This window comes from Cupriavidus taiwanensis, from assembly GCF_900250115.1.
Taxonomy (GTDB): Bacteria; Pseudomonadota; Gammaproteobacteria; order Burkholderiales; family Burkholderiaceae; genus Cupriavidus; species Cupriavidus taiwanensis_B.
Map to the genome: position 1 here is coordinate 1,674,662 of NZ_LT984804.1, position 23,243 is coordinate 1,697,904.

General features: G+C 69.3%; 22 protein-coding genes and 1 pseudogene. 12 read left to right on the plus strand and 11 right to left on the minus strand.

The genetic code is table 11. The annotated features are described in order from the left end of the window. Positions 1–18: 18 nt before the first annotated feature. The 6 genes from CBM2586_RS24285 to CBM2586_RS24310 form a co-directional block, all read right to left on the minus strand. Positions 19–1,302, minus strand: coding sequence for a Zn-dependent hydrolase (locus tag CBM2586_RS24285; RefSeq protein WP_115690324.1), 1,284 nt, complete (start codon positions 1,300–1,302; stop codon positions 19–21). A 50-nt stretch (positions 1,303–1,352) separates the two neighbouring features. Then, on the minus strand, positions 1,353–2,057 hold the full coding sequence (locus CBM2586_RS24290) for an ABC transporter ATP-binding protein (RefSeq protein WP_115690326.1): 705 nt from the start codon (positions 2,055–2,057) through the stop codon (positions 1,353–1,355). Further along, positions 2,054–2,830 carry an ABC transporter ATP-binding protein gene (locus tag CBM2586_RS24295; protein WP_115664192.1) on the minus strand — a complete coding sequence of 259 codons (777 nt, stop codon included), beginning with the start codon at positions 2,828–2,830 and terminating at the stop codon, positions 2,054–2,056. Before CBM2586_RS24295 ends, CBM2586_RS24290 begins: the two co-directional genes overlap by 4 nt. Then, positions 2,827–3,822: a branched-chain amino acid ABC transporter permease gene (locus tag CBM2586_RS24300; protein WP_115666418.1), complete on the minus strand. Its 996-nt coding sequence runs from the start codon at positions 3,820–3,822 to the stop codon at positions 2,827–2,829. The genes CBM2586_RS24295 and CBM2586_RS24300 overlap by 4 nt, the downstream gene beginning before the upstream one ends. Further along, complete coding sequence (locus tag CBM2586_RS24305) at positions 3,822–4,679, minus strand: branched-chain amino acid ABC transporter permease (protein ID WP_115664191.1); 858 nt, start codon at positions 4,677–4,679, stop codon at positions 3,822–3,824. Before CBM2586_RS24305 ends, CBM2586_RS24300 begins: the two co-directional genes overlap by 1 nt. Before the next feature lie 109 nt (positions 4,680–4,788). Next, positions 4,789–5,991 carry an ABC transporter substrate-binding protein gene (locus CBM2586_RS24310; RefSeq protein ID WP_115664190.1) on the minus strand — a complete coding sequence of 401 codons (1,203 nt, stop codon included), beginning with the start codon at positions 5,989–5,991 and terminating at the stop codon, positions 4,789–4,791. A gap of 427 nt (positions 5,992–6,418) precedes the next feature. Here CBM2586_RS24310 and CBM2586_RS24315 point away from each other — a divergent pair, with 427 nt between their 5' ends. Next, a complete protein-coding gene (locus CBM2586_RS24315; protein WP_115664189.1) occupies positions 6,419–7,243 on the plus strand; it encodes a FadR/GntR family transcriptional regulator in 825 nt (274 codons plus the stop codon). A gap of 28 nt (positions 7,244–7,271) precedes the next feature. Here CBM2586_RS24315 and CBM2586_RS24320 read toward each other — a convergent pair whose 3' ends face one another. The 3 genes from CBM2586_RS24320 to CBM2586_RS24330 are packed head-to-tail and all read right to left on the minus strand — an operon-like array spanning position 7,272 to position 10,569. Next, positions 7,272–8,486 carry a PLP-dependent aminotransferase family protein gene (locus CBM2586_RS24320; protein ID WP_172587144.1) on the minus strand — a complete coding sequence of 405 codons (1,215 nt, stop codon included), beginning with the start codon at positions 8,484–8,486 and terminating at the stop codon, positions 7,272–7,274. A 13-nt stretch (positions 8,487–8,499) separates the two neighbouring features. Beyond that, positions 8,500–9,522: a DUF1338 domain-containing protein gene (locus CBM2586_RS24325; protein ID WP_115664187.1), complete on the minus strand. Its 1,023-nt coding sequence runs from the start codon at positions 9,520–9,522 to the stop codon at positions 8,500–8,502. A gap of 54 nt (positions 9,523–9,576) precedes the next feature. Next, positions 9,577–10,569 carry a Bug family tripartite tricarboxylate transporter substrate binding protein gene (locus tag CBM2586_RS24330; protein WP_115664186.1) on the minus strand — a complete coding sequence of 331 codons (993 nt, stop codon included), beginning with the start codon at positions 10,567–10,569 and terminating at the stop codon, positions 9,577–9,579. A 158-nt stretch (positions 10,570–10,727) separates the two neighbouring features. Here CBM2586_RS24330 and CBM2586_RS24335 point away from each other — a divergent pair, with 158 nt between their 5' ends. Beyond that, on the plus strand, positions 10,728–11,669 hold the full coding sequence (locus tag CBM2586_RS24335) for a LysR substrate-binding domain-containing protein (protein WP_115690330.1): 942 nt from the start codon (positions 10,728–10,730) through the stop codon (positions 11,667–11,669). A 29-nt stretch (positions 11,670–11,698) separates the two neighbouring features. Here the strand turns inward: CBM2586_RS24335 and CBM2586_RS24340 are convergent. Beyond that, a pseudogene (locus tag CBM2586_RS24340) lies at positions 11,699–12,248 on the minus strand (MarR family winged helix-turn-helix transcriptional regulator). Positions 12,249–12,343: 95 nt separating this feature from the next. On the opposite strand from CBM2586_RS24340, the gene CBM2586_RS24345 reads away from it, so the two are divergent. The 4 genes from CBM2586_RS24345 to CBM2586_RS24360 all read left to right on the plus strand — a co-directional run bounded on the left by CBM2586_RS24345 (position 12,344) and on the right by CBM2586_RS24360 (position 16,053). Continuing rightward, the gene (locus CBM2586_RS24345) at positions 12,344–13,321 is read left to right on the plus strand and encodes a Bug family tripartite tricarboxylate transporter substrate binding protein (protein ID WP_115690332.1); all 978 of its coding nucleotides are present in this window, start codon (positions 12,344–12,346) and stop codon (positions 13,319–13,321) included. Between the two features lie 34 nt (positions 13,322–13,355). Continuing rightward, positions 13,356–14,924: a sulfatase-like hydrolase/transferase gene (locus CBM2586_RS24350; protein ID WP_115690334.1), complete on the plus strand. Its 1,569-nt coding sequence runs from the start codon at positions 13,356–13,358 to the stop codon at positions 14,922–14,924. A gap of 214 nt (positions 14,925–15,138) precedes the next feature. Beyond that, positions 15,139–15,663 (plus strand): host attachment protein, encoded by a 525-nt coding sequence (locus tag CBM2586_RS24355; RefSeq protein WP_115664181.1) that lies wholly within the window; start codon positions 15,139–15,141, stop codon positions 15,661–15,663. Between the two features lie 9 nt (positions 15,664–15,672). Beyond that, positions 15,673–16,053: a hypothetical protein gene (locus CBM2586_RS24360; protein WP_115664180.1), complete on the plus strand. Its 381-nt coding sequence runs from the start codon at positions 15,673–15,675 to the stop codon at positions 16,051–16,053. A 189-nt stretch (positions 16,054–16,242) separates the two neighbouring features. On the opposite strand, the gene CBM2586_RS24365 is transcribed toward CBM2586_RS24360, so the two are convergent. Continuing rightward, positions 16,243–16,953, minus strand: coding sequence for a GntR family transcriptional regulator (locus CBM2586_RS24365; protein ID WP_115664179.1), 711 nt, complete (start codon positions 16,951–16,953; stop codon positions 16,243–16,245). Positions 16,954–17,123: 170 nt separating this feature from the next. Between CBM2586_RS24365 and CBM2586_RS24370 the strand changes: the two genes are divergently transcribed. The 6 genes from CBM2586_RS24370 (at position 17,124) to CBM2586_RS24395 (ending at position 23,234) form a co-directional block, all read left to right on the plus strand. Further along, on the plus strand, positions 17,124–18,794 hold the full coding sequence (locus CBM2586_RS24370) for a GMC family oxidoreductase (protein ID WP_115690336.1): 1,671 nt from the start codon (positions 17,124–17,126) through the stop codon (positions 18,792–18,794). 42 nt (positions 18,795–18,836) lie between these two features. Further along, the gene (locus tag CBM2586_RS24375) at positions 18,837–19,748 is read left to right on the plus strand and encodes a TauD/TfdA dioxygenase family protein (protein ID WP_115664177.1); all 912 of its coding nucleotides are present in this window, start codon (positions 18,837–18,839) and stop codon (positions 19,746–19,748) included. A gap of 29 nt (positions 19,749–19,777) precedes the next feature. Further along, positions 19,778–21,199: an aldehyde dehydrogenase family protein gene (locus CBM2586_RS24380; RefSeq protein ID WP_115690338.1), complete on the plus strand. Its 1,422-nt coding sequence runs from the start codon at positions 19,778–19,780 to the stop codon at positions 21,197–21,199. Between the two features lie 197 nt (positions 21,200–21,396). Then, a complete protein-coding gene (locus CBM2586_RS24385; RefSeq protein ID WP_115690340.1) occupies positions 21,397–22,611 on the plus strand; it encodes an AI-2E family transporter in 1,215 nt (404 codons plus the stop codon). Positions 22,612–22,716: 105 nt separating this feature from the next. Beyond that, the gene (locus CBM2586_RS24390; protein WP_115666417.1) at positions 22,717–22,932 is read left to right on the plus strand and encodes a hypothetical protein; all 216 of its coding nucleotides are present in this window, start codon (positions 22,717–22,719) and stop codon (positions 22,930–22,932) included. A gap of 89 nt (positions 22,933–23,021) precedes the next feature. Then, a complete protein-coding gene (locus tag CBM2586_RS24395; RefSeq protein WP_115664174.1) occupies positions 23,022–23,234 on the plus strand; it encodes a DUF3079 domain-containing protein in 213 nt (70 codons plus the stop codon). Positions 23,235–23,243 lie beyond the last annotated feature (9 nt).

Here is a 23,243-nt window from a genome sequence, read left to right on the forward strand (position 1 = left end):
GGGTAGTCCGTTCCGGTGTCAGGGCCGCGTGGCGGCATCGAGCATGGCGTGCAGCAGCACGTTGCAGCCGGCCTCGAGGTGCTCCGGCCGGGCCTCTTCGATTTCGTTGTGGCTGATGCCGTCCTTGCACGGCACGAAGATCATCGCGGCCGGGGCGACGCGGGCCAGGTAGACCGCGTCATGGCCGGCGCCGCTGATCACCTCCATGGCGGCATGGCCGAGCCGCCGCGCGCCGCCGCGCACCGCCTCGACCAGCCGCCCATCGAACGGCTGCGGCGGGAAGTACACCACCTGCCGCAGCTCGATGTCGATGCCGCTGCGCGCCGCCAGTGCCGCCACCTGCGCGCGCAGCGCCGCGTCCATCGCCGACAGCACCGTGTCATCGCCGGCGCGCAGGTCCACCGTCATCGTCACCTTGCCGGGGATGACGTTGCGCGAATCGGGATGCACGGCCAGGCAGCCGACCGTGCCCCGGCCATGCGGGGGGTGATCGAGCGCGATGCGGTTGACCATGCCAACCAGCTCCGACGCCGCCAGCAGCGCATCCTTGCGCAGCGCCATCGGCGTGGGGCCCGCATGCGCTTCCATGCCGGTCAGCACCACGTCGTACCAGCGCTGGCCAAGCGCGCCGGTGACCACGCCGATGGTGGTGTCGTTGGCCTCCAGCACCGGCCCCTGCTCGATATGCGCTTCAAAGTAGGCGCCGACCGGACGCGCGCCGACCGGCTCCGGCCCGGCATAGCCGATGGCCTGCAGCGCCTGTCCGACGCTGATGCCATCGCGGTCGCGCTGCTGCAGCACCTCCGCCAGCGCGAATTCGCCGATGAACGCGCCCGAGCCCATCATCACCGGCACGAAGCGCGAGCCCTCCTCGTTGGTCCAGACCGCGACCTCGAGCGGAGCATCGGTGACGATGCCGGCGTCGGCCAGCGTGCGCAGCACCTCGATGCCGGCGAACACGCCGTAGTTGCCGTCGAACTTGCCGCCGGTCGGCTGGGTGTCGATATGGCTGCCGGTCATCACCGGCGGCAGGGCGTCGTCGCGTCCGGCGCGCCGCGCAAAGATATTGCCGATGGCATCGACCCGGATCGTGCATCCGGCCGCACGGGCCTCGGCGACGAAGAAGTCGCGGCCCTGGCGATCCAGGTCGGTCAGCGCCAGCCGGCATACGCCCCCCTTGGGCGTGGCGCCGATGGCGGCCAGGCGCATCAGGGTGTCCCACAGGCGCTGGCCGTCGATGCGCAGGTCGGCGCGCGCGCCGGCGCCCGCCGCCGCCGCGCGCGCAGCTTGCAATGTCGTCATGTTATTCCTCGTCTGGGTCAGCCGGCGTCGCGGCCGCCGTCATCCATGGTTCAGGCCGCCAGGCCGACGCCGAGATAGCGGTCCTTGACCGCTTCGTCGGCGCGGAAGGCGTCGTTGTCGCCGGTGTAGACCACCCTGCCCTGCTCGATGATCACGTGGCGGTCGGCCAGCTGCGTGCAGACCTCGAGGTTCTGCTCGACCAGCAGGATCGGCACGCCGGCCGCCTTGATGACCTTGAGCTGCGCCACGATCTCCTCCACGATCACCGGGGCCAGCCCTTCGACCGGCTCATCGAGCATCAGCAGCCGCGGATGGTTCATCATGGCGCGCCCGATCGCGAGCATCTGCTGTTCGCCACCGGACAGCTGCGCGCCGCCATTGCCGCGCCGCTCGCGCAGGCGCGGGAAGATGCGGTAGATGTCCTGCAGCTGCCATGGCGAATCGCGGCGCGCGGCCAGCTTGAGGTTCTCTTCCACCGTCAGCAGTTTGAAGATGCCGCGGTGCTCGGGCACCAGGCACAGGCCGTCGGCGGCGATCCGGTGCGGCGCCAGCCCGGCAACGTCCTTGCCGCGAAAGATCACGCGCCCGCCCCTGGGCTGGACCACGCCGGCGATGGCCTTGAGCGTGGTCGACTTGCCGGCGCCGTTGCGCCCCAGCAGCGTCACCAGCTCGCCTTCGCCGCCCGCCAGCGATACGCCTTGCAGCACATGGCTCTTGCCGTAGTAGCCATGGATCCCTTGTACATCGAGCATCATCCCTTGCCTCCGGTGATCATGTTGCCGAGGTAGGCGGCGCGCACGCGCGGGTCGCCGCGCACCGCCGCGGGCGGCCCTTCCATCAGCACCTTGCCTTGCTGCATCACCGTGACGGTGTCCGAGATATCCATGACGATGTCCATGTTGTGTTCGATCAGCACCACCGTGTGGTCCGCGGCCAGGCCGCGGATCAGCCGCTTCATCGCGCCGAGGTCGTCGACGCCCATGCCCGAGGTCGGTTCGTCGAGGAAGATCGCGCGCGGCCGCGCCGCCAGCGCCATGCCGACCTCCAGGCGCCGCTGCTGCCCGTGCGACAGCACGCCCGCCGCGCTGTCGGCGACGCGCGCCAGTTCCAGCCGGTCGAGCACCTGGTCGACGACCTCGCCACAGGCCAGCGCGCCCACCGGCAGGCGCCATCCGCTCATGGCCCTGCGCGGCGACGTGCCCAGCGCGGCCAGGCGCAGGTTCTCGCGCACCGGCAGGCTCGGGAACAGGCTGGTGACCTGGAACGAGCGTGCAATGCCGCGCTGCACGCGCTGGTAGTCGGGCTCCGCCGTGACGTCCTTGCCGTCGAAGACGATGCGGCCGGCGCTGACTTCCTTGGTGCCGGTCAGCATGTGGAACAAGGTGGTCTTGCCGGCGCCGTTGGGGCCGATCACCGAATGGATCGTGCCCGGCATCACGCGCAGGTCGACCCCGCCCAGCGCCATGAACTTGCCGTACTGCTTGACGATGCCGGTGGCCTCCAGGATGGGGGTGGTGGCGGTGCTCATGCGCGTTCCTCCTGCGTGACGGGCGCGCGGCGCACGCCGCGCAGTCGATCCCATAACGTGGCGCCCAGACCCCACAGCCCGCGCTGCATGAACAGGCTGACCGCGATCAGCAGCAACCCGAGCAGCATCAGCCAGCGCGGCCACAGCGTCGACAGCCAGTCCGCCAGCAACACATAGAAGGCCGCGCCCAGCACCGAGGCGAAGATATTGCCGGTGCCGCCGATCACGGTCATCACCAGGATCATCTCGCTGGCGTGGTAATCGATATTGGTCAGCGGCGCGATGCCGGTCAGCATCGCGTGCAGCGCGCCGGCCAGTCCGGTGACCGCTCCGGAGACCATGAACGCCAGCAGCTTGAACGCCTTGACGTTGTAGCCCACCGCCAGGGCGCGCTCTTCGTTGTCGCGGATCGCCAGCAGCGTGCGGCCCAGCACCGACTCGGTCACGCGCAGCACGGCCAGGAACACCGCCAGGAACAGCACCGCGACGAAGCCATAGAACTGCCACGGCGACGCCAGCGGCACCAGCGCATGGCCGGCCACCGACAGCGGCGGTCGCGGGATGTCCAGCAGGCCGTTGTCGCCCCCGGTGATGCCGGGCGCGGTATAGGCAAGGAAGTAGAACATCTGCGCGAACGCCAGCGTCAGCATCACGAAGTAGGTGCCGCGCTGGCGGATCGCAAACCAGCCCACCAGCGCCGCGGCGGCCGCGCCGATGCCGATCGCCAGCAGCAGCGCCAGTGGCATCGGCAGGCTGGCGCGGGTCAGCGCCAGCCCCACCGCGTAGCTGCCGAGACCGAAGAAGATGCCCTGGCCGAACGACAGCAGGCCGGTGTAGCCGAGCAGCAGGTTGCACGCCATCGCGGCCATTGCGTAGATCAGCACTTCGGTGGCGAGCGTGCCCGAGCGCATCGTCAGCGGCAGCAGCAGCGTGACGCCAAGCGCCAGCCACCAGAAACGGTAGCGCAAGAGCCATTGTCTTTGCATAGCCATCATCCCCTCCCCAGCAAGCCATGCGGACGCAGCAGCAGCACCGCGGCCATGGCGACATAGATCATCAGCCGCGCGCCCTCGGGCCACAGCGTGCTCATCAGGCTCTGCACCACGCCGACCAGCAGGCCACCCACCAGCGCGCCGGTGAAGCTGCCCATGCCGCCGACCACCACCACGATGAAGGCCACGCCCAGCGCCTCGACACCCATGAACGGCTCGGCGCCGCGGATCGGCGCGGCCAGCACGCCGGCGATCGCGGCGGTGGCGGCGCCCAGCGCGAACATCAGGCTGAACAGGCGGAACACGTTGATGCCGAGCAGCGACACCATCTCGGTGGACTCGCTGCCCGCGCGTACCGCGCTGCCCAGGCGCGTGCCTTCCAGCAGCCACCACAGCCCGATCGCCAGCACGCCGGTGAAGCCGATCACGAACAGGCGGTACTTGGGATAGATGAAGTCGCCCCACATCACCACGCCCTGCAGCACGTCCGGGGGCGGCACGTCGACGCCGAGCGGGCCCCAGCCGACGATGATGAGCTCCTGGATGGCGAGCGCCAGGCCCACCGTGACCAGGATGTGGAACTCGTGCGGCTGCGCATAGACGTGGCGCAGCATGAGCTTCTCGGTCAGCCACGCCAGCGCGCCGATGATGATCGGGGCGAGCACCAGCGCCACCCAGAAGTTCATGCCGAGCTGCAGCGCCTGGAAGCAGAGGTAGGCACCCAGCGCATAGAAGGCGCCATGCGCGAAATTGACGAAGCGCAACAGGCCGAACACGATCGACAGCCCTACCGCCAGCAGGAAGTAGAGCATGCCGATCCCGACGCCGTTGATCACCTGCAACAGATAGACGTTCATGAGTCGTAGGGATGTAGCAAGCCGCCACGCTCGCGCAGCGGCGCGGCATGGGGCTTAGGGGTGCATCAGGTTGTGGTCTGGCGGGGCAGCGGCCCGCCGTGTCAGGGCCTCAGGCCATCTTGCACTGGGTCTGCCCGACCGGCAGGAAGGCCTTGCCGACGCTGACGATTTCGGCGTAGTCGTCCTTGTCCTTCATGCGCGCCTTGGCCTTGCCCTTGAGCAGGTAGTAGTTCTTCAGCACCTGGTGGTCGGCGGCGCGAATTTCCTCCGGCCCGGTCAGGCCCTCGTACTTCATGCCTTCGAGCGCGGCGACCACGGCCCTGGGGTCGGCGCTGCCGGCCTTGATCATGCCGTCCACCATGATCTTGGTGCAGATGTACGAGCCGGCCAGGCTGTAGTTGGGATTGGCCTTGAACTTGGCCTGGGTGCGCTTGACCAGGTCGCGGTTCAGCGGCGTATCGACGCCATGCCAGTACTGCGCGCCGAAGTAAACGCCCTCGCACAGGTCGGCGCCTAGCGACTCGAATTGCTCCAGCCCCGAGGCCCAGGCCAGCAGGATGGTGGTGTTCTTCTTCATGCCGAAGCTGACCGCCTGGCGCAGCGTGTCGGCGGACTGCGAGCCGAAGTTCAGGATCAGCAGCACGTCTGGCTTGGCCGCGAGCGCATTGGTCAGGTAGCCGCTGAATTCCTTCTCGGTCAGGGCGTGGTAGCTGTTGCCCACGTGCTCGATGCCCTTCTCCTTGAAGATCGCCTTCGCCGCCGACAGCAGCCCGTCGCCGAACACGTATTGCGGCGTGATGGTGTACCAGCGCTTCGCCTTCGGCATCGATTCGATCAGCGGGCGCACGGTGCGCTCGATCGCGCCGAAGGTCGGCACCGACCAGCGGAAGGTGGCACGGTTGCAGTCCTTGCCGGTGATCTCGTCGGCCCCGGCGGTGGTAACGAACACACCGCCGAATTTCTCCGCCTCCTTGCCCATGGCCAGCGATTCGGACGACAGGATGCCGCCCGCGAAATAGCGCGCCGCCTTCTGCTGCGCCAGTTCCTGCACCTTGCGCACCGCGGTGGCGGGCTTGCCTTCGGTGTCGAGCACGCTGTAGCGCAGCGGCCGCCCCAGCACCTGGCCATACTGGTCAATCGCGAGCCGCATGCCGAGGTCGGCAAATTTTCCGTTGGCGGCGAAGGCGCCCGACATCGGCACCGGGCAGCCGAATTCCAGCGCCTCGCCCGCGGCAAGGGCGCCGCGGCCATGGATCAGGGAGGTGGGAACGGCGGACAGCGCCGCCAGTTTCAGCAGGTCACGACGATTCAAGGATCACTCCTCGTTATGTGGGGATCGGGCTGCACGGGGCGAAAGTCCGGCCAGTGCCATGGCCTGGCGCTGCACCGTCTTCCCGACATGCTGGTGACTTTCGCCCGGTGCCGACACTGCCCGAGCAAGAATCGAACCTGTTTATTCTATTTATATGTATAAATAGAATAGAATCATCTTAGAAGTCGGCCGGAATCGTTGTCAACAAAGGAAAGGTCAGGGTTTACGCACCCTCTGCGCACGGCGCCACGTGCCCCGCGCATGCGCCGACGGCGAGTCAGGAAGGTGCGCACCGCACCCTGGCCATGCCAGCCAATCGGGCAGCCCGCACACGGCTGGGGCAAGCCGCGGCGCCCGCGCCGGCGCGCTTGGCTAGAATGCAAGCGCCCAGGCCTTTATGGCCTGCGCGCATGACAAGGAAAGAGCAATGGCGATGTTTCGGGAGGGCAAGACCGGGGCCATCGAGATCCGCAAGCAGAAGCGCGCGGACCTGGTGGCGGAAGAGCTCAAGCGGCTGATTACCCAGCGCAACCTGCGCCCGGGCGACAAGCTGCCGCACGAGGTCAAGCTGCAGCAGATGTTCTCCGTCAGCAAGAGCACCATCCGCGAGGCCCTCAAGTCGCTGGAGGTGCAGGGCCTGATCCGGGTCAGCACCGGCCCGGCGGGCGGCGGCACGATCGTGGAGGTGCCGCTGGATCGCACTTTCCAGCTGATGCAGAACTACCTGTTCTTCAAGGACGTCGGCATCGCCGACATCTATACCGTGCGCCGGCTGCTGGAGCCGGAACTGGCCGCCGGCGCGGTGCCGCATCTGACCGAGGACGATTTCAACGCGCTGGAGCGCACCATCGACCTGTGCGACCCGGCCTCGGCCGCGGCGGCGAAGCCGCTGCTGGACCAGCGCCAGGAAGACCTGACCTTCCACGACATCCTGGCCGCGGCCAATCCCAACCCGATGCTGCGCTTCTCGTGCGAGCTGATCAACGAGATGATCCGCCAGCTGGTGGTGTTCGGCAACGACACCCCTGCGTGCGAGCACGAGAAATTCGGCGCGGCCAACGTCAAGTTCCACAAGCGCATCGTCGACGCCGCACGCCAGCGCGACGCCGAAACCGTACGCGCGCTGATGTCGGCGCATATGGAAGAGTGCACGCATTACGTCACGCGCATGAACGGGCGGGTCCATGGGCGGCTGGTGCTCGACTCCGAAATGCCGCGGCGCGGCCGGATGCTGCCGGCGGACGACGAATGAAGCGCGCACCGGCGCAGCCGCGCTCGCGTCAGCCGGCCGCGTCCAGACGCAGCGCCGCCCGCTTCAGCCGCGCCACGCCTGCGGCGATCTGCTCCGGCGCCGCCCCCGCGAACGAGAGCCGGAACGCGGGCCGTGCGCGGCGCTGCGCGTAGAAGCCGGCCCCGGGGACGAACAGCACTTTTTCCGCGATCGCATGCGGCAGCAGCGCGGCGGCATCGTCGATGTCTTCCAGCGCAGCCCACAGGAACATGCCGCCGGCGGGCAAGCCGAAGCGGATGCGCTCGCCGAAGGCCAGCCGCAATGCCTCGGCCAGCCGGTCGCGTCGGTCGCGATAGCACGCGATCTCGCGCTCCACCTGCGCTGGCAGGCGGCCGTCCGCCAGGTATTGCGTGACCGCCAGCTGGAGCCACGGCGGCGTGCACAGATCCGACACCTGCTTGGCGATCACCGCGCGGCGGATGATTTCCGGCGCGGCCACCATCCAGCCGATGCGCAGGCCGGGCGCCAGCGTCTTCGACAGGCTGGCCAGGTGCACCAGCCACGGACGGGCGCCCGGCACCTGGTCACACAGCGCCAGCAGCGACGGCGGCGCGGCGCCGTCGAAGCTCAGCGCGCCATAGGGATCGTCTTCGACCAGCACCACCTGGTGCCGCGCCGCCAGCTCCAGCAGGCGCAGCCGGCGCGCGGGCGACAGCGTGGCGCCGGTCGGGTTGGCGAAGGTCGGCACCGTGTAGATCAGCCGCGGGCGCACCGCGCCGTCGGCCAGCATCGCCGCCAGCGCGTCGACGTCCATGCCGTGCTGGTCGGAGGGCACGCCGCGCACGTCGGCGCCGGCCAGCCGCAGCGCCTGCAGCGTCGCCGAATAGGTCGGCTCCTCGACCAGAACCACGCTGCCCGGCTCGACCAGCGCGCGCACCAGGAAATCGAAACCCTGCTGCGAGCCGCTGGTGACGAGCAGTTGATCCCGCGTCACGGCGGCGCCGCGCTCCGCCATCAGCACCCCGAGCGCATCGCGCAGCGCCGGCGCGCCTTCGGTGGCGCCGTACTGCAGGCATTCGGCGGGCCGCTCGCGCAGCGCCTGCGCCGACGCGGCGCCGATGCCGTCGGCATCGAACAGCGCGGCGGACGGGTAGCCGCCCGCGAACGAGATCATCTCCGGATCCGACAGGTACTTGAACAGCTCGCGGATCGGCGAGCCTTCCGGCTCGCGCAGCGCGGGAACGAACGGGTAGGCGGCGGTCATGGTCACGCCGGCCTCAGCATTGCGCGGCGGTCATCTTGAAGATGCCCTGCGCGTTGCCCGCATCGAAACCCAGGTCGGTGCGCGTGACCGCCTGCGCGTCATCGACATAGCGGTCGCGGGTGATGAACTCGTAGAACGAGCCCGGCACTTCGCGCACCACCTCGGCGCCGTCCGCGCCGACAAAGGCGCGCCGCACCGGGTCGGCGCGGAACGCGGTCTGGCGCACGCGGCCGCTGCGCGACACTTCCACCTTGTCCTTGATCGGCCGCCCCAGCCGCTTCTGCGCCTCGGCCAGCGCGAATACGTCTTCGACGCGGTCGGTGGCGTGGTTGAAGGCATTGCCCTCGGTCGCGATCCACGCCATCTCCGCCGATTCGGCCAGCAGCGCCTCGTAGTCGGCCAGCCGCGGCGTTGCGTGATGGCGCTCGAAGCAGCGCGCCAGCGCACCGATCAGCTCGCCGGCATCCGCCTGCGGCAACGACCCTTCGCGCTCGAGTTCCCACAGCAGTGCCTGCGCGCGCGGCGTGAGCGGATCGACCGAGGTTTCGAGCACGCGGCTGACGGCCTGCTGGAAGCCTGCGCTGAAGCGCTCGGGGTGCAGCTCGCTGACAAAGAACTGCGCGATCTCTTCCGGCGCGTCTTCATGCGCGTACGAGCGGCCGGTCATGCCGATGCGGTCGAGCGGATAGGTGCCGTTGAGGCGGTAGCCCAGCGGACGCAGGATGCGCGTGAAGGCGGCCTCGCCGGCGGGCAGCGCGCCGTGGTCGGGCCAGCGCACCGTGCGCAGCGCGCCATGGTCGAAGTGGACCTTGCCGCCCGCGCCGGCCAGGTCTTCGGTGTAGGCCTTGCCGGTCGGCACGCGCTCGAGGATGCCGGCGAACAGCACCAGGTTCAGCGCGTGGGCAATCTCGGCGCGCGACGCGTGACCCGCGGCACCGGCCGGCAGTTGCGCGGGCGCGCTCACCAGCGCGGACAGGCGTTCGGCGCCGGTGGCGCCAAGGTGCAGGGAAACGAGTTGGTTGAGGTTATTGCTCATGATGCAGGGAGGGCCCCAAGGGCTTGCTAACGGGAGAGAAATCAATGACGGCTTTCAGTCCACCGAAGCGCCGGACAGGCGCACGATCTCGCCCCACTTCTGGCGGTCTTTCTTCAGCACCTCGGCGAAGGCTTCAGGGGTGCTCGGCGCCGGCTCGGCACCGAGGTCGCGCATGCGCGCCTGCACGGCGGCATCGCCGAGCGCGCGCGCCAGGTCCTGGCTGATCTTCTGCGCCACCGCGCTGGATACGCCGCGCGGCGCCAGCAGGCCGAACCACGGGCTGGCGTCGAAGCCCGCCACCGGCCCGGCGGCGGCCACGGTCGGCACGTTGGGCAGCGCCGACGAGCGCGCCGGCGTGGTCACCGCCAGCGCCTTGAGCTTGCCGGAGCGCACGAACGGCAGCGACGCCGGCAGGTTGTCGAACATCACGTCGACGCTGCCGCCCATCAGGTCGGCGATCGCCGGGCTGCTGCCCTTGTAGGCGACGTGGCTCATCTCGGTGCCGGTCATGCGCTGGAACAGCTCGCCGGCCAGGTGGGTCGAGGTGCCGTTGCCCGCCGACGCCATGTTGACGCGCTTCGGGTTGGCCTTCAGGTAGGCGATGAACTCCGCCAGCGTCTGCACCTGGGCACGCTCGGCAAAGGCCGGCGACAGCACCACCACGTTGGGCACGCGCGCCACCATCGTCACCGGCGCGAAATCGGCCACGGCGTCGTAGGGCAGCTTCTTGTACAGGGTGGGGTTGATGCCGAACTCGCCCACCGAGCCCATCAGCAGCGTATAGCCGTCGGCGCTGGACTTGGCGGCGACGCCGGTGCCGACGATGCCGCCCGCGCCGGGGCGGTTCTCCACCAGGACCGGCTGCTTCCATTGCAGCGCGAGCCGCTCGCCGACCAGCCGCGCCACCATGTCGGTGGTGCCGCCCGGCGGGTACGGCACGATGATGCGGACGGGCTTGGCGGGGAACTCCTCGGCGGCGACGATGCCGGAAACGGTCATGCCAAAGGCGAAAGTGCCGGCGGCCAGCGCGCTGAACAAGCGTTGCATGTTGTTTTTTCCTGTCTACCTGATGGTTGTCGTTATGGCGGCGCCGCGGGTGGGGGCTGCGGGACCAGGGGTGAATCATTTCTCATCAAGTCCACCGATTCAAGCGAGATTTCGGTATAGGATGATGACTTTATGTCATCAACTGCCCTCCCTCCCCCATGCGGCAACGCCTTCCCAGCCTTTCCAGCCTGCGCGCCTTCGAAGCGGCCGCGCTGCACCTGAACCTGCGTCGCGCCGCCGCCGACCTGTTCATCACGGAAAGCGCGGTATCGCGCCAGATTGCCGCGCTGGAAAGCCTGCTCGGCGTGCAGCTCTTCCACCGCGCCAACCAGCGCATCACGCTGACCGCGGCCGGTGCGCTCTACAGCGTCCAGGTGCGCGAGATGCTGCGCAAGCTGCAGCGCGACACGCTGGAGGTGATGGCGCATGAGGGCGCCGGCGGCACTGTCGAACTGGCGTGCGTGCCGACCCTCGCGGTCGAATGGCTGATCCCGCGGCTGCCCGACTTCTACGCGCGGCATCCCAAGGTGGTAGTCAATATCAGCGCCCAGTCCGACGTGTTCCTGTTCGACGGCACGCCCTACGACGCGGCGATCCATTTCGGCGAAGCGGTCTATCCCGGCGCGCGCGCGGACCTGTTGTTCGGGGAGGAATCCGTGGCGGTGTGCCACCCGCAGTTGTTCGGCCGCAAACGGCGCATCGACGCGCACGACATCGCCCACGCGCCGCTGCTGCACCTCGCCACGCGCAGTTTCGGCTGGAAGCAATGGATGGAAGCGGCCGGCATCGACGACGTCAACGCCGTGCGCGGCGCCCGCTTCGACCACCACAGCATGGTGATCGCCGCGGCGCGGGCCGGCCTGGGCATCGGCCTGGTGCCGCGTTTCCTGGTGGGAGAGTACCTGGCGAGCAGGCAACTGGTGAGCCCCGTGGCGCGCTCGTTGCGCTCCACCAGCGCGTATTACCTGGTCCAGCCCGATACGCGCCCGATGAGCCATGCCATGCAGCATCTGCGTGCGTGGCTGCTGGAGGCGGCGGTGACCTTTGCCAGGGGGCAGGCTACGGGGTCATGCGCATCGGAGCCGGCCACGCACGAGTAAAGGGCGCCGTTGATACCGGCGCTGCACCGCTATCCCTTTTCTCCTCGCCACACCTGCTGCAGCTCCCACGCCGGCGCCTCGCCCGCCGGCTGCGGCAACGCCTGGGCCTCGGCCAGCATGGCGCCGGCCTGCGCCTGCAGCTTGTCGAGGCAGCGCGACAACACCCGCGCCTCTTCGGCCGTCAGGCAAGCGGCCAGCTGCGTATTGAACTCACGCGCCTGCGCAAAGGCGCTGCGGTAAACCGCTTCGCCCTCTTCCGTCAAGGTGAACGCGGCCGCGCGCCGGTCCTGCGCGCGTGTCCCGGCGCACCAGGCCGCGTTCCACCAGCGCGTGGACGGCGCGGCTGGCCAGCACCTTGTCGAGGCCGGCGCTCTCCGCCAGTTCGGTCAGCCGCGTGCCGGGCTGCTCGCCCAGGAATGCAATCATGCGCCATTCGCGCCGCGTCACGCCCGCCCGCGCGCGCAGGTGCAGCGCGGCCGCGCCCAGCGCGACGCGGTTCAGGTGATAGACCCGGTAGTTGATGAAATCGGCCAGGCGCCGCGGCCGCTGCAGGCGGTTGCCGCCGTTGTCGTGTGCCATGCCACATCCGCAATTAGTTGACTTTGTCAATTATATCGACGGGTGTTAGCTTCCTCTCCATGCCGGCCGCCGGCGCACAACAGACAGGAGACATCGTGAGCCCCCGCAACTTCCTTCCCCGCCTTGCCGCATGCCTGCTGGCCGCCGCCGCAGCCTGGTCGGCGCCGGCCAGCGCGCAGTCGGACCGGCCGCTGCGCATCCTGGTGGGCTACCCCGCCGGCGGCACCGCCGACCTGGCCGCGCGCCTGGTCGGCGACAAGCTGCGCGAGACCCTGAACCGGACCGTGGTGGTCGAGAACAAGCCCGGCGCCGGCGGGCGGCTGGTGATGGACTACGCGCGCACCCAGCCGGCCGATGGCAATACGCTGGTGGTGGCGAATTCGGCGGTGATGACCATCGCGCCGCTGGTCTACCGCAAGCTCAACTACGATATCCAGCGTGATTTCACGCCGGTGGCGCAGGCCGCCAATTTCCAGCTGGCGCTGGCCACCGGTCCGGGCAGCCCGGCGCGCACGCTCAAGGATTACGTCGCCTGGCTCAAGGCCGGTGCGCAGAACAACTCCTATGCCTCGCCCGCGCTCGGCAGCATTCCGCACTTCTTCGGGCTGATGATCGGCAAGCAGGTGGGCGTCGACATGCTGCACGTGCCGTTCAACGGCTCGGCGCCGCTGATGAGCGCACTGGTCGGCGGGCAGGTGCCGGCCTCGGTCGACACCCTGGCCGACCTGACCGAGATGCACCGCGCCGGCAAGATCCGCGTGCTGGCGACCTCGGGCACGCATCGTTCGGTCGCGCTGCCGGACGTGCCGACCTTCACCGAACTCGGCTACCAGGGCATCGAGGGCGAAGGCCGCTATGGCGTGCTGGCCCCCGCCGGCACGCCCCGCGCCGCGCTGGAGCGGCTCAACGCGGCCATCGTCAAGGCGGTGCAGTCGCCCGACCTGCGCGACAAGTTCCTGAAGCTCGGGCTCGAACCCGCCACCGGCCCCGCCGAGGCCTTTGCCGGGGTGCTGAAAGCCGACGCCGCCAAATGGGCGCCGGTGGTCAAGGCATCGGGCTATACCGGCGACTGATGCCGCGAGCGGGGCTACCACAACCTTCCCGACCATGACCATCCGCAATACCCTGTTCATCATGTGCGACCAGCTGCGGCGCGACCATCTCGGTTGCTACGGGCATCCGACGCTGCGCACGCGCAATATCGATGCCCTGGCCGCGCGCGGCGTGCGCTTCGACCGCGCCTATGTCACTTCCGGCGTCTGCGGCCCCAGCCGCATGAGCTTCTACACCGGACGCTACGTCAGCAGCCACGGCGCCACCTGGAACCGCGTGCCGCTGTCGGTCGGTGAAGTCACGCTGGGCGAATACCTGAAGGACAGCGGCCGCGCGCTGGCGCTGGCGGGCAAGACCCATGTGATGCCGGACAACGCCAACCTGAAGCGGCTGCACCTCGACGGTGGCACCGAGCTGGAGACGCTGCTGCGCAGCGGCCACTTCACCGAAGTCGACCGCCACGACGGCCACCACGCCGAGCCGGGCGGCGCCTATGCCGACTGGCTGCGCCGGCAGGGCTACGACAGCGCCGACCCGTGGACCGACTACGTGATCAGCGCCGAGAACGCGCGCGGCGAGATCGTCTCGGGCTGGCACATGCGCAATGCCGGGCTGCCCGCGCGCGTGGCCGAGCCGCATTCCGAGACCGCCTACACCGTCGGCCAGGCCATGCAGTACATCGCGGCGCGCGGCGATGAGCCCTGGGTGCTGCACCTGTCGCTGGTCAAGCCGCACTGGCCCTACCTCGCGCCCGCGCCGTACCACGCCGCCTATGCGCTCGACGACTGCCTGCCGCTGCAGCGCCACGATGCCGAGCTGGAAGACCCGCACCCGGTGCTGTCGGCGTATCGCACCCAGGAAGAGTGCGCCAACTTCATGCGCGCCGAGGTCTCGGACACGGTGCGCCCCGCCTACCAGGGCCTGATCCAGCAGATCGACGACCGGCTCGGCCTGCTGTGGGAACAGCTGGAACGGCTGGGCCGCTGGGACGACACGCTGATCGTCTTCACCGCCGACCATGGCGACTTCCTGGGCGACCACTGGCTCGGCGAGAAGGAGCAGTTCTACGACACCGTGCAGAACATCCCGCTGATCGTCTACGACCCCTCGCCGCAGGCCGATGCGACCCGCGGCACCGCGCAGGACAGCCTGGTCAGCGCGGTCGACGTGGTGCCCACGGTGCTCGATGCGCTGGGCCTGCCGCCCGCCGACCATCGCGTCGAAGGACGCTCGCTGCTCGACCTGACGCGTGCCGCGGACCGCGACGGCGCGGGCGCCTGGCGCGACGCCGTGGTCTCCGAGCTGGACTACGCCTACCGCGGCGCCCGGGTCGCGCTGGGCCGCCATCCCGACGCGTGCCGCGCCTGGATGGTGCGCGACGCGCGCTGGAAATACGTGCACTGGCAGGGCTTCCGGCCGCAGCTGTTCGACCTGCACAACGATCCGCAAGAATACTTCGACCTCGGCACCGACCCCGGCCACGAAGCCGTGCGCAGTGCCATGCGGCTACGCCTGCTGGACTGGTTCTGCACGCTCAAGCCGCGCGTGACGGTAACCAACGAAGAGGTCGCGGCCAGGACCAATGTGTACAAGCAGGCCGGCGTGTTCTTCGGCGTCTGGTAGCCGGGTCGCTGACGCCCCGGCCCGGCGTGGCCAGGGCCGGTTGCCTGAAAAAGTTGCACGGTTTGCCTGTCGATACTGCAACCATGTGCCCGCGCCGGCATCCCGGGACGCGTACGCCGCCGCCTGCGACCGGGCTCCGGCGGCGGCCCGGATGGCGTATCCCTTGCAACAGGTACCGGAGGGCCCTGTGTTCGGGCCGGCAACCGGAGCGATCATGAAGAACATCTGGATCCTGGTGGCGGACGAGTCCGTCGCCCGCATCTTCGCCTCGCATGGCGACAGCGCGCCGCTGCAAGTCATCGAGGAAATCACCGACGCGGCCGCGCATGCCGACCGCGCCGACCTGCGCCGCGACGCCTACGGCCGCCGGGGCCACGCCGCCGTCCAGGGCGACGCGGGACACCCCGGCGCCCACCAGGTGGGGCCGTCCACGGTCACGTCTTCGGCAGGCGAGGACGAACTGCACCAGGAGGCGCAGCTGTTTGCCCGGCGCGTCGCCGACTACCTCGACGATGCGCGCAACAAGCAGCGCTTCGATGAACTGGCGCTGATCGCGGCGCCGCGCTTCCTGGGGCTGTTGCGCAAGACCCTGTCCGCGGGCGTCACCGATGTGGTCACCCGGGAAATCGACAAGGACTTCAAGAATGTGGCCAACAACGACCTGCAGCAGCGGCTGGCCGATGAAGGCATCGTGGCGGCGCGGCGCGACGAACGCGTCAATACCGGCCGTGAACGCTAGCGCGATGACATGACCACGCAGCCGCCCGTGATGGCGCAGGCGGCTGCGCCGCCTCAGCGGGCGGTGCCGGAGCCGCTGGCGCCGCTGCCGCTCGAGGTGCCGCTCGGGCTGGTGGTGCTGGTCGCGCCGGAGGTGCCGGTGGACGTGCCGGCGCCAGGCGTGCTGCGGCTGCGGTTCTGTTCCGTCACCGCGCCCGAGCCGGACATCGAGCCCGAGCCGCTGGTGCCGCCGGTGGCGGTGCAACCCGCCAGGATGCCAAGTGCGAGCAAGGCTGCGCCGATGCGCAAGGGTGTCTTCATGTTGTCCTCCATCTGGCAGGTTGGCGGCAAGGCTTGCTGCATGGCGCGGCCTGCCGGCGGGGCGCCGATGGCGCCGCTGCGCTGGAGATGACGCAACCGGCGTACCAGATTGGGACCAGCAGTGCAGCGCTGCGCGCAGCGGGCGCGGCCGCGCAGCGTGGCTGGGCCGCAGTAAGAAGTACGCGCGGCCGGTAAAAGTTACCGTGCGGGTACCTGGTGACAAGGGCATCGGGGCGCCGTGGCGGCGCTGGCCGCAAGCGCCGGCTGCCGCGACACCGCTTCAGCGCGTCAGCGTCCACTTGTAGGCGTAGCGGTCCGGCCGGAACAGCAGGTCGGCGCAGAACAGCGGCGTGCCTTCGATGTCATAAGGGGTGCAGCGCAGGCGCAACAGCGGCAGCCCCTCGTCGACGCCAAGCTTGCGCGCCACGTCGGCCGGCGCCGGGATCGCGCTGGCTTCCATCGCCACGTCGCGAAAGCGATACCCCAGCCGGCTTTCGAACAGCGCCATGGCGTCGTTGGTCTCGACATCTTCCTGCACCAGGCGGCGCATCAGCGGCTCCGGCCCCATCAGGTTGAAATAGGCGACCGCCACGTCGTCCCAGTAGCGCACCGTGGCCACGCTCAGCACCTTTTCGCCGGGCTGCAGGCTCAGCGCCGCGGCCACATGCGGCGGCGCCCGCAACAACCGCGCCGACGCCAGCTTGCCGTAGGCGAGCTGGCCGCGGGCCCGCCCGGTCTCATAGAAACCGGTCAGCGCGCCCAGGCTGGGGGTGTCGGCCGGCCGCGTCACGAAACTGCCCTTGCCATTTACTTTTTCGATCAGGCCGGCGTTGTGCAGTCCGGACAGGGCCTGCCGCACGGTGATGCGGCTGACGCCGAACTCGGCCATCAGCTCGGCCTCGGACGGAAGCTTGGCGCCCGGGCCGAAGGTGTTGCTGGCGATTCGCTGGCGAATCTCGCTTTCGATCTCTTTGAACCTGGGCAGCGCCACGTGTGTCCCGCCCCGCGGGCGGCTCCTAACTGAGTGAGGCGAATTATACCTATCATGACAGGTGTCGTCATAACCTATTGACCTGTTATAACAGGTAATGGCAGTATCCGTCGTCACCAGCGCTCTGCGCCCCCACCCTCACCGCAAGCTGGCAACTCAGGAGACAACCATTGGATACCAGGGCAACTGACACCGCCGGCGCGCCTGCGGAGTTCGACTACATCGTCATCGGCGCGGGCTCGGCGGGCTGCGCCGTGGCCGCACGCCTGGCCGAGGACGCGAGCGTCACGGTGGCGCTGCTCGAGGCGGGCCCGCATGACCACCACTACGCGATCTGGGCGCCGGTCGGCATCGCCGCCGTGGTGCCCAAGGCCGGGCCGCGCAATTACGCCTACTACACCGAGCCGCAGGCAGGCCTGAACGGCCGCCGCTCCTACCAGCCGCGCGGGCGCGGCCTGGGCGGCAGCTCGTCGATCAACGGCATGGTCTATATCCGCGGCCACCGGCGCGACTATGACGACTGGGCCGCGCTGGGTTGCCGCGGCTGGGGCTATGACGACGTGCTGCCATACTTCCGCCGCAGCGAGCGCAATCCCCGCCTGGGCGGGCAGCAGGACGCATTGCATGGCAGCGACGGGCCGCTGCACGTCAGCGACCTGCGCTCGCCCAACCCGTTCGCGCAGCGCTTCGTCGAGGCCGCGATGCAGGCCGGACTGCCGCGCAACGACGACTTCAACGGCGCCAACCAGGAAGGCGCGGGCCTGTACCAGGTGACGCAGCACAACGGCGAGCGCTGGAACGCGGCGCGCGCCTACCTGCACGGCGGCAACGCGGCCGACACCGCGCTGAACGGCGGCCGCCGCGGGCTGGCGGTGATGACCGACACGCAGGCACTGCGCATCCTGTTCGACGGCAAGCGCGCCACCGGCGTCGAGGTGGTCCGTGGCGGCACGGTGCAGGTGCTGCGCGCGCGGCGCGAGATCGTGCTCAGCGGCGGCGCCTTCAACTCGCCGCAACTGCTGCTGGCGTCAGGCATCGGCCCGGCCGCGCACCTGCGCGAGGTCGGCATCGACGTGGTCCACGAACTGCCGGGGGTGGGCGAGAACCTGCAGGACCATCTCGACATCATCGTCAACAAGCAACTGCAGACCACCGAGCTGTTCGGCAAGACCGGCCGCGGCATGCTGCGGCTGGCGCGCGAGGTGATGCGCTACCGGCGCACCCGCACCGGCATGGTGACCTCCAATATCGCCGAGGCCGGCGCCTTCCTGCGCAGCCGGCCCGGACTGGAGATCCCCGACGTGCAGCTGCACTTCGCGGTGGCGCTGCTCGGCAACCGCAACCTGGGCAATCTCGGACACGGCTATTCCTGCCATGCCTGCGTGCTGCGCCCGCAGAGCCGCGGCCACGTGCGCCTGCGCAGCGCCGACACGCGCGCGGCGCCGCTGATCGACCCGCGCTTCCTGTCGGCCGAGCAAGACATGGCCGGCATGGTCGCAGGGGTGCGCGCGATTCGCCGCATCTTCGCCCAGCCCGCGCTGGCGCAGCATGGCGGGCGCGAGGTCCTGACCGACGCGTTCGGCCCCGACAGCAGCAACGAGGCGGCGATCCAGGACTTCGTGCGCAACCATGCCGATACGGTCTACCACCCGGTCGGCACCTGCAAGATGGGCGTCGACGACATGGCCGTGGTCGACCCCGAACTGCGGGTGCGCGGCGTGCAGGGCCTGCGCGTCGCCGACGCCTCGATCATGCCGACCCTGGTCGGCGGCAACACCAACGCGCCGGCCATCATGATCGGCGAAAAGGCCGCGGACCTGATCCGGGCAGCGCACCGCTGAGCCCGACCGGCACAGGCACAACACACCAAGGAGACCACCACCATGCAAGCCACCGCACCCGCCAGCATCAGCCCGCAAGACTACCGGGCGCTCGAGCAGGAGCCCTTCCCCTTCAGCGTGCGCCGCTGCACGCCGACCATTGGCGCCGAGGTCGAGGGCATCGATTTCCGCGAGGCCCTCGACCACGACACCTATCTGTCACTGCGCCGCGCGCTGCTGAAGTACAAGGTGCTGTTCTTCCGCAAGCAGGCCATCACGCCGGCCCAGCACGTTGCCGTGGCGCGGCGCTTCGGCGAACTCGAGGTCCACCCGATGTTCACCAACCATCCGGAGCACCCGGAACTGGTGGTGTTCGGCCGCAACGACAAGACCCGCGGCCGCGAGAACCTGTACCACTCCGATGTGTCGTGGCGCGAGATCCCGTCGATGGGCTCGATGCTGCGCTGCCTCGAGTGCCCGGAGGTGGGCGGCGACACCATCTGGATCAACATGGCCGCCGCCTACGACAACCTGCCGCAGGAAATGAAGGATCGCATCGCCAACCTGAAGGCCGTGCACGACGCCATGCCGGCATTCGGCACCGCGCTGAGCGAGGAAAAGTACGCCGAGATGCGCGCCAAGTATCCGCCCATGGTGCATCCGGTGGTGCGCACCCATCCCGAGACCGGCGAGAAGATCCTGTTCGTCAACGAGGCCTTCACCACGCATTTCGCCAACTTCGCCAAGGAACAGCCGTACCGCTTCGGTTCCGATTTCCGGCCGGCAGAACTGGACCTGATGCAGTACCTGTACCGCCAGGCCGCCGCGCCCGAGTACCAGGTGCGGCTGCGCTGGCAAGCGGACACGATCGCGCTGTGGGACAACCGCTCGACCCAGCACTACGCGGTGCAGGACTACTTTCCCGCGGTGCGCCACATGAACCGCGCCACCATCATCGGCGACCGTCCGGTCTGACCGCACACCAACCATCGAGGCAATCGGACATGCATATCGTCGACAGGTTCTATATCCAGGGCAAATGGGTGCAGCCCGCCGAGGGCGCCACCCAGGCCGACATCATCGACCCGGCCACCGAAGCGGTGGCGGGCAGGCTCGCCATGGGCACCAGCGCGGACGTGGACCGCGCCGTGGCCGCCGCGCGCGCGGCCTTCCCGGCGTGGTCAGTGTCCACCCGCGAAACCCGCATCGCACTGCTCGAGCGCATCGTCGCCGCCTACCAGGCGCGCATGGCCGACCTCGCGCAGGCGGTGCGCCAGGAGATCGGCGCACCGATCACGCTGGCCACCAACCTGCAGGCCGCCATCGGACTGGGGCAATTGCAGGCGACGCTGCAGGCGCTGCGCGACTTTGCCTTCGAAAGCCCGCGCGGCAAGAGCCTGGTGCTGCGCGAGGCCATCGGCGTGGCCGCGCTGATCACGCCGTGGAACTGGCCGCTGAACCAGATCGCGGCCAAGGTGGCGCCGGCGCTGGCGGCGGGCTGCACCGTGGTGCTCAAGCCCTCGGAGATCGCGCCGCTGGACGCGCAGATCTTCGCCGAGATCATGGATGCCGCCGGCACCCCGCCGGGCGTGTTCAATATGATCTATGGCGAGGGCCGCGTGGTCGGCGCCGCGCTGTCGTCGCATCCCGGGGTCGACATGGTGTCGATCACCGGTTCGACCCGCGCCGGCGTGGAAGTGGCGATCAGCGCCGCGCCCACGGTCAAGCGCGTGGCGCAGGAGCTGGGCGGCAAGTCGCCGCTGATCGTGCTGGACGACGCCGACCTGCAGGCCGCGGTGACCAGCGGCGTGGCCCAGTGCATGGTCAATACGGGCCAGACCTGCGTGGCGCCCACGCGCGTACTGGTGCCGCGCGCGCGCTACGAGGAAGCGGTGCAGATTGCGGCGGCGGTGGCCAATGCGGTCAAGGTCGGCGACCCGTCCGATCCCGGCACCAAGATGGGCCCGATGTCCAACCGCGGCCAGTATGACAAGGTGCAGCGCCTGATCGGCGTCGGCATCGAGGAAGGCGCGCGGCTGGCGGCCGGCGGCCCGGGGCGCCCCGACGGGCTCGAGCGCGGCTTCTATGCGCGCCCGACCATCTTTGCCGACGTGCGCAACGACATGGCCATCGCCCGCGAGGAAATCTTCGGGCCGGTACTGTGCCTGCTGCCCTACGACAGCGAAGAGGAAGCCGTCGCCATCGCCAACGATACGGAGTTCGGCCTGGCCGCCTATGTCGCCTCGTCCGACCCGGCGCGTGCGCGCAAGCTGGCGGCCCGGCTGCGCGCCGGCAATGTGCGCATCAATGGCGCGATGATGGATATCACCGCGCCCTTCGGCGGTTACAAGACCTCCGGCAACGGCCGCGAGTACGGCCCCGAAGGCATCGCCGAGTTCCTCGAGACCAAGACCGTGACCGGCTGACGCCCTCCCGCTCCGGCCCCGCACCGCCCGGACGCCAGCGCAATGCCGGCAGCCGGGCGGTGTCGTCCGGGCGACGCATGCGGCCCCCCGCTGCCGCGCTTGTCTGACATCGGCAGGCGGCGGCGTCCGACAGGCCAACGTCTGCCGGAACGCTATCTTCGAGGATAGCGCCAGGCCTTTTGCCGAAGCGCCCGGCTATGTCGACCGTTCCCGATCCCACCGCCCCGGTGCTGCCGCCAGCGCCGCCCGTCCCGCAACTGACCGACGCTGAGCGCCCGGCGGGCGCCGCCGCCGCTCCGTCCGCGCCAGCGCCTGCGCTGCTGACCGATGCCGCCGTCGCCAGCGCGCTGCATCGCGCCAGCACCGCGCTGATGGTGCTGGCGGTGCTGTTCTCGCTGTACGCCGTGCACGTGGCGCGCGACTTCCTGGTGCCGGTGGTGATCGCGGTGGTGATGGCCTACCTGCTCGATCCGCTGGTATGCGCGCTGCAGCGGCTGGGGCTGGCGCGCTCGCTGGCCAGCACCATCGTGCTGCTGGCGCTGCTGGCCGCTTTGCTCAGCGGCGCCTACCTGCTGCAGGGCCAGGTGGAGTCGATGGTCAACAGCCTGCCGGAGATGGCCAGCAAGCTGTCGCGTTCCGTCGGCGCTCTGCTCAGCGGCGACGACTCGATGTGGCAGAAGATACGCCGCGCCGCCACCGTGCTCAGCGGCACCGGCCAGCCGCCGCCGGCGCGCGGCACCCGGGTGGTGGTGGAGCAGTCGGCGGGCCAGCTCAACAACATGCTGCTGGCCGGCTCGGTCAGCATCTTCACCATGGCGGCGCAGGCGGTGGTGGTGGTGTTCCTGCTGTATTTCCTGATGCTTGCCGGCGATACCTTCAAGCGCAAGTTCATCAAGATGGTCGGCACCACCATCTCGGAGAAGAAGATCAGCGTGCACATGCTGGACGAGGTCAACCGCTCCATCCGCCGCTACATGGGGATGCTGCTGGTGACCAACGCCGGCCTGGGCGTATGCACCTGGCTGCTGCTGAAGTGGCTCGGGGTCGACAACGCCGGCAGCTGGTCGATCGCGGCGGCGGCGCTGCACCTGGTGCCCTACTTCGGCGCGCTGGCGATCGCGCTGTGCCTGGGCATGGCCACCTTCATGCAGTTCGGCACGCTGGGCATGGCCGCCGCCGCGGCCGGCGGCTCGCTGCTGATCGCCACGCTGATAGGTTCGGTCATCACCACGTGGATGACCGGCCGCATGGCGCGGATGAACGCCGTGGCGGTGTTCGTGGCGCTGCTGCTGTTCACCTGGCTGTGGGGCGTGTGGGGGATGCTGCTCGCGATACCCATGATCACCATCGCCAAGGTGGTCGCGGATCACATCGAGGGCATGGAAGTGGTGGCCGAGTTCCTTGGCGAGTAGCGTGCGTTCGCGCACCTGCCGCAGCAGATCTACACCGCTATACTGGAACAGCGAATGCTGCACCACAGCATTTCAGGCGCAGCCCTTCGCGCGGAGGAAACCACCATGTCTCTATGCGACCTGTGCGAGTCGCAACTGGACCGCCCCGGCCATGTGCCGCCGCATCCGCAACTGGCGATTTCGGCGACGCTGCGCATGACGAGCGGCCAGAATGCGTTCGTGTACCGCTGCGGCCACTGCGGCGAGACGCTGCTGCTTGCGTCCGACGACGATGAAGCGCCGGACCGCTGGACGCGCCTCGACGCCGAAGGCTGGCGCTGAACGGCGCCACAGCGCTGTTGCTGCCCTGTGGGCGCCGCCTTGATCCCGCGCAACACCGCGCACTGGCTGCGTCGACATAATGGCCCATCATGGCCAAGAAATTTCCCATCCATCCCAGCCATCCCGAGCGCGTCTGCTGGGGCTGCGACCATTACTGCCCGGTCGACTCGATGCGCTGCGGCAACGGCTCCAGCCGCACCCAGCATCCCGTCGAGCTGCTTGGCGACGACTGGCTCGAATGCGGCGACTGGGGCATCGAGTCGACGTCCGCCACCGGACCGTCCGGCACCACCCCCGGGTAGCGGGATTAC

Coding starts and splice junctions, on each gene's coding strand:
- CBM2586_RS24285 (WP_115690324.1), bottom strand. CDS start 1,302: ATGACGACATTGCAAGCTGCGCGCGCGGCGGCGGCGGGCGCCGGCGCG.
- CBM2586_RS24290 (WP_115690326.1), bottom strand. CDS start 2,057: ATGATGCTCGATGTACAAGGGATCCATGGCTACTACGGCAAGAGCCAT.
- CBM2586_RS24295 (WP_115664192.1), bottom strand. CDS start 2,830: ATGAGCACCGCCACCACCCCCATCCTGGAGGCCACCGGCATCGTCAAG.
- CBM2586_RS24300 (WP_115666418.1), bottom strand. CDS start 3,822: ATGGCTATGCAAAGACAATGGCTCTTGCGCTACCGTTTCTGGTGGCTG.
- CBM2586_RS24305 (WP_115664191.1), bottom strand. CDS start 4,679: ATGAACGTCTATCTGTTGCAGGTGATCAACGGCGTCGGGATCGGCATG.
- CBM2586_RS24315 (WP_115664189.1), top strand. CDS start 6,419: ATGGCGATGTTTCGGGAGGGCAAGACCGGGGCCATCGAGATCCGCAAG.
- CBM2586_RS24320 (WP_172587144.1), bottom strand. CDS start 8,486: ATGACCGCCGCCTACCCGTTCGTTCCCGCGCTGCGCGAGCCGGAAGGC.
- CBM2586_RS24325 (WP_115664187.1), bottom strand. CDS start 9,522: ATGAGCAATAACCTCAACCAACTCGTTTCCCTGCACCTTGGCGCCACC.
- CBM2586_RS24330 (WP_115664186.1), bottom strand. CDS start 10,569: ATGCAACGCTTGTTCAGCGCGCTGGCCGCCGGCACTTTCGCCTTTGGC.
- CBM2586_RS24335 (WP_115690330.1), top strand. CDS start 10,728: ATGCGGCAACGCCTTCCCAGCCTTTCCAGCCTGCGCGCCTTCGAAGCG.
- CBM2586_RS24350 (WP_115690334.1), top strand. CDS start 13,356: ATGACCATCCGCAATACCCTGTTCATCATGTGCGACCAGCTGCGGCGC.
- CBM2586_RS24355 (WP_115664181.1), top strand. CDS start 15,139: ATGAAGAACATCTGGATCCTGGTGGCGGACGAGTCCGTCGCCCGCATC.
- CBM2586_RS24360 (WP_115664180.1), top strand. CDS start 15,673: ATGACCACGCAGCCGCCCGTGATGGCGCAGGCGGCTGCGCCGCCTCAG.
- CBM2586_RS24375 (WP_115664177.1), top strand. CDS start 18,837: ATGCAAGCCACCGCACCCGCCAGCATCAGCCCGCAAGACTACCGGGCG.
- CBM2586_RS24380 (WP_115690338.1), top strand. CDS start 19,778: ATGCATATCGTCGACAGGTTCTATATCCAGGGCAAATGGGTGCAGCCC.
- CBM2586_RS24385 (WP_115690340.1), top strand. CDS start 21,397: ATGTCGACCGTTCCCGATCCCACCGCCCCGGTGCTGCCGCCAGCGCCG.
- CBM2586_RS24390 (WP_115666417.1), top strand. CDS start 22,717: ATGTCTCTATGCGACCTGTGCGAGTCGCAACTGGACCGCCCCGGCCAT.
- CBM2586_RS24395 (WP_115664174.1), top strand. CDS start 23,022: ATGGCCAAGAAATTTCCCATCCATCCCAGCCATCCCGAGCGCGTCTGC.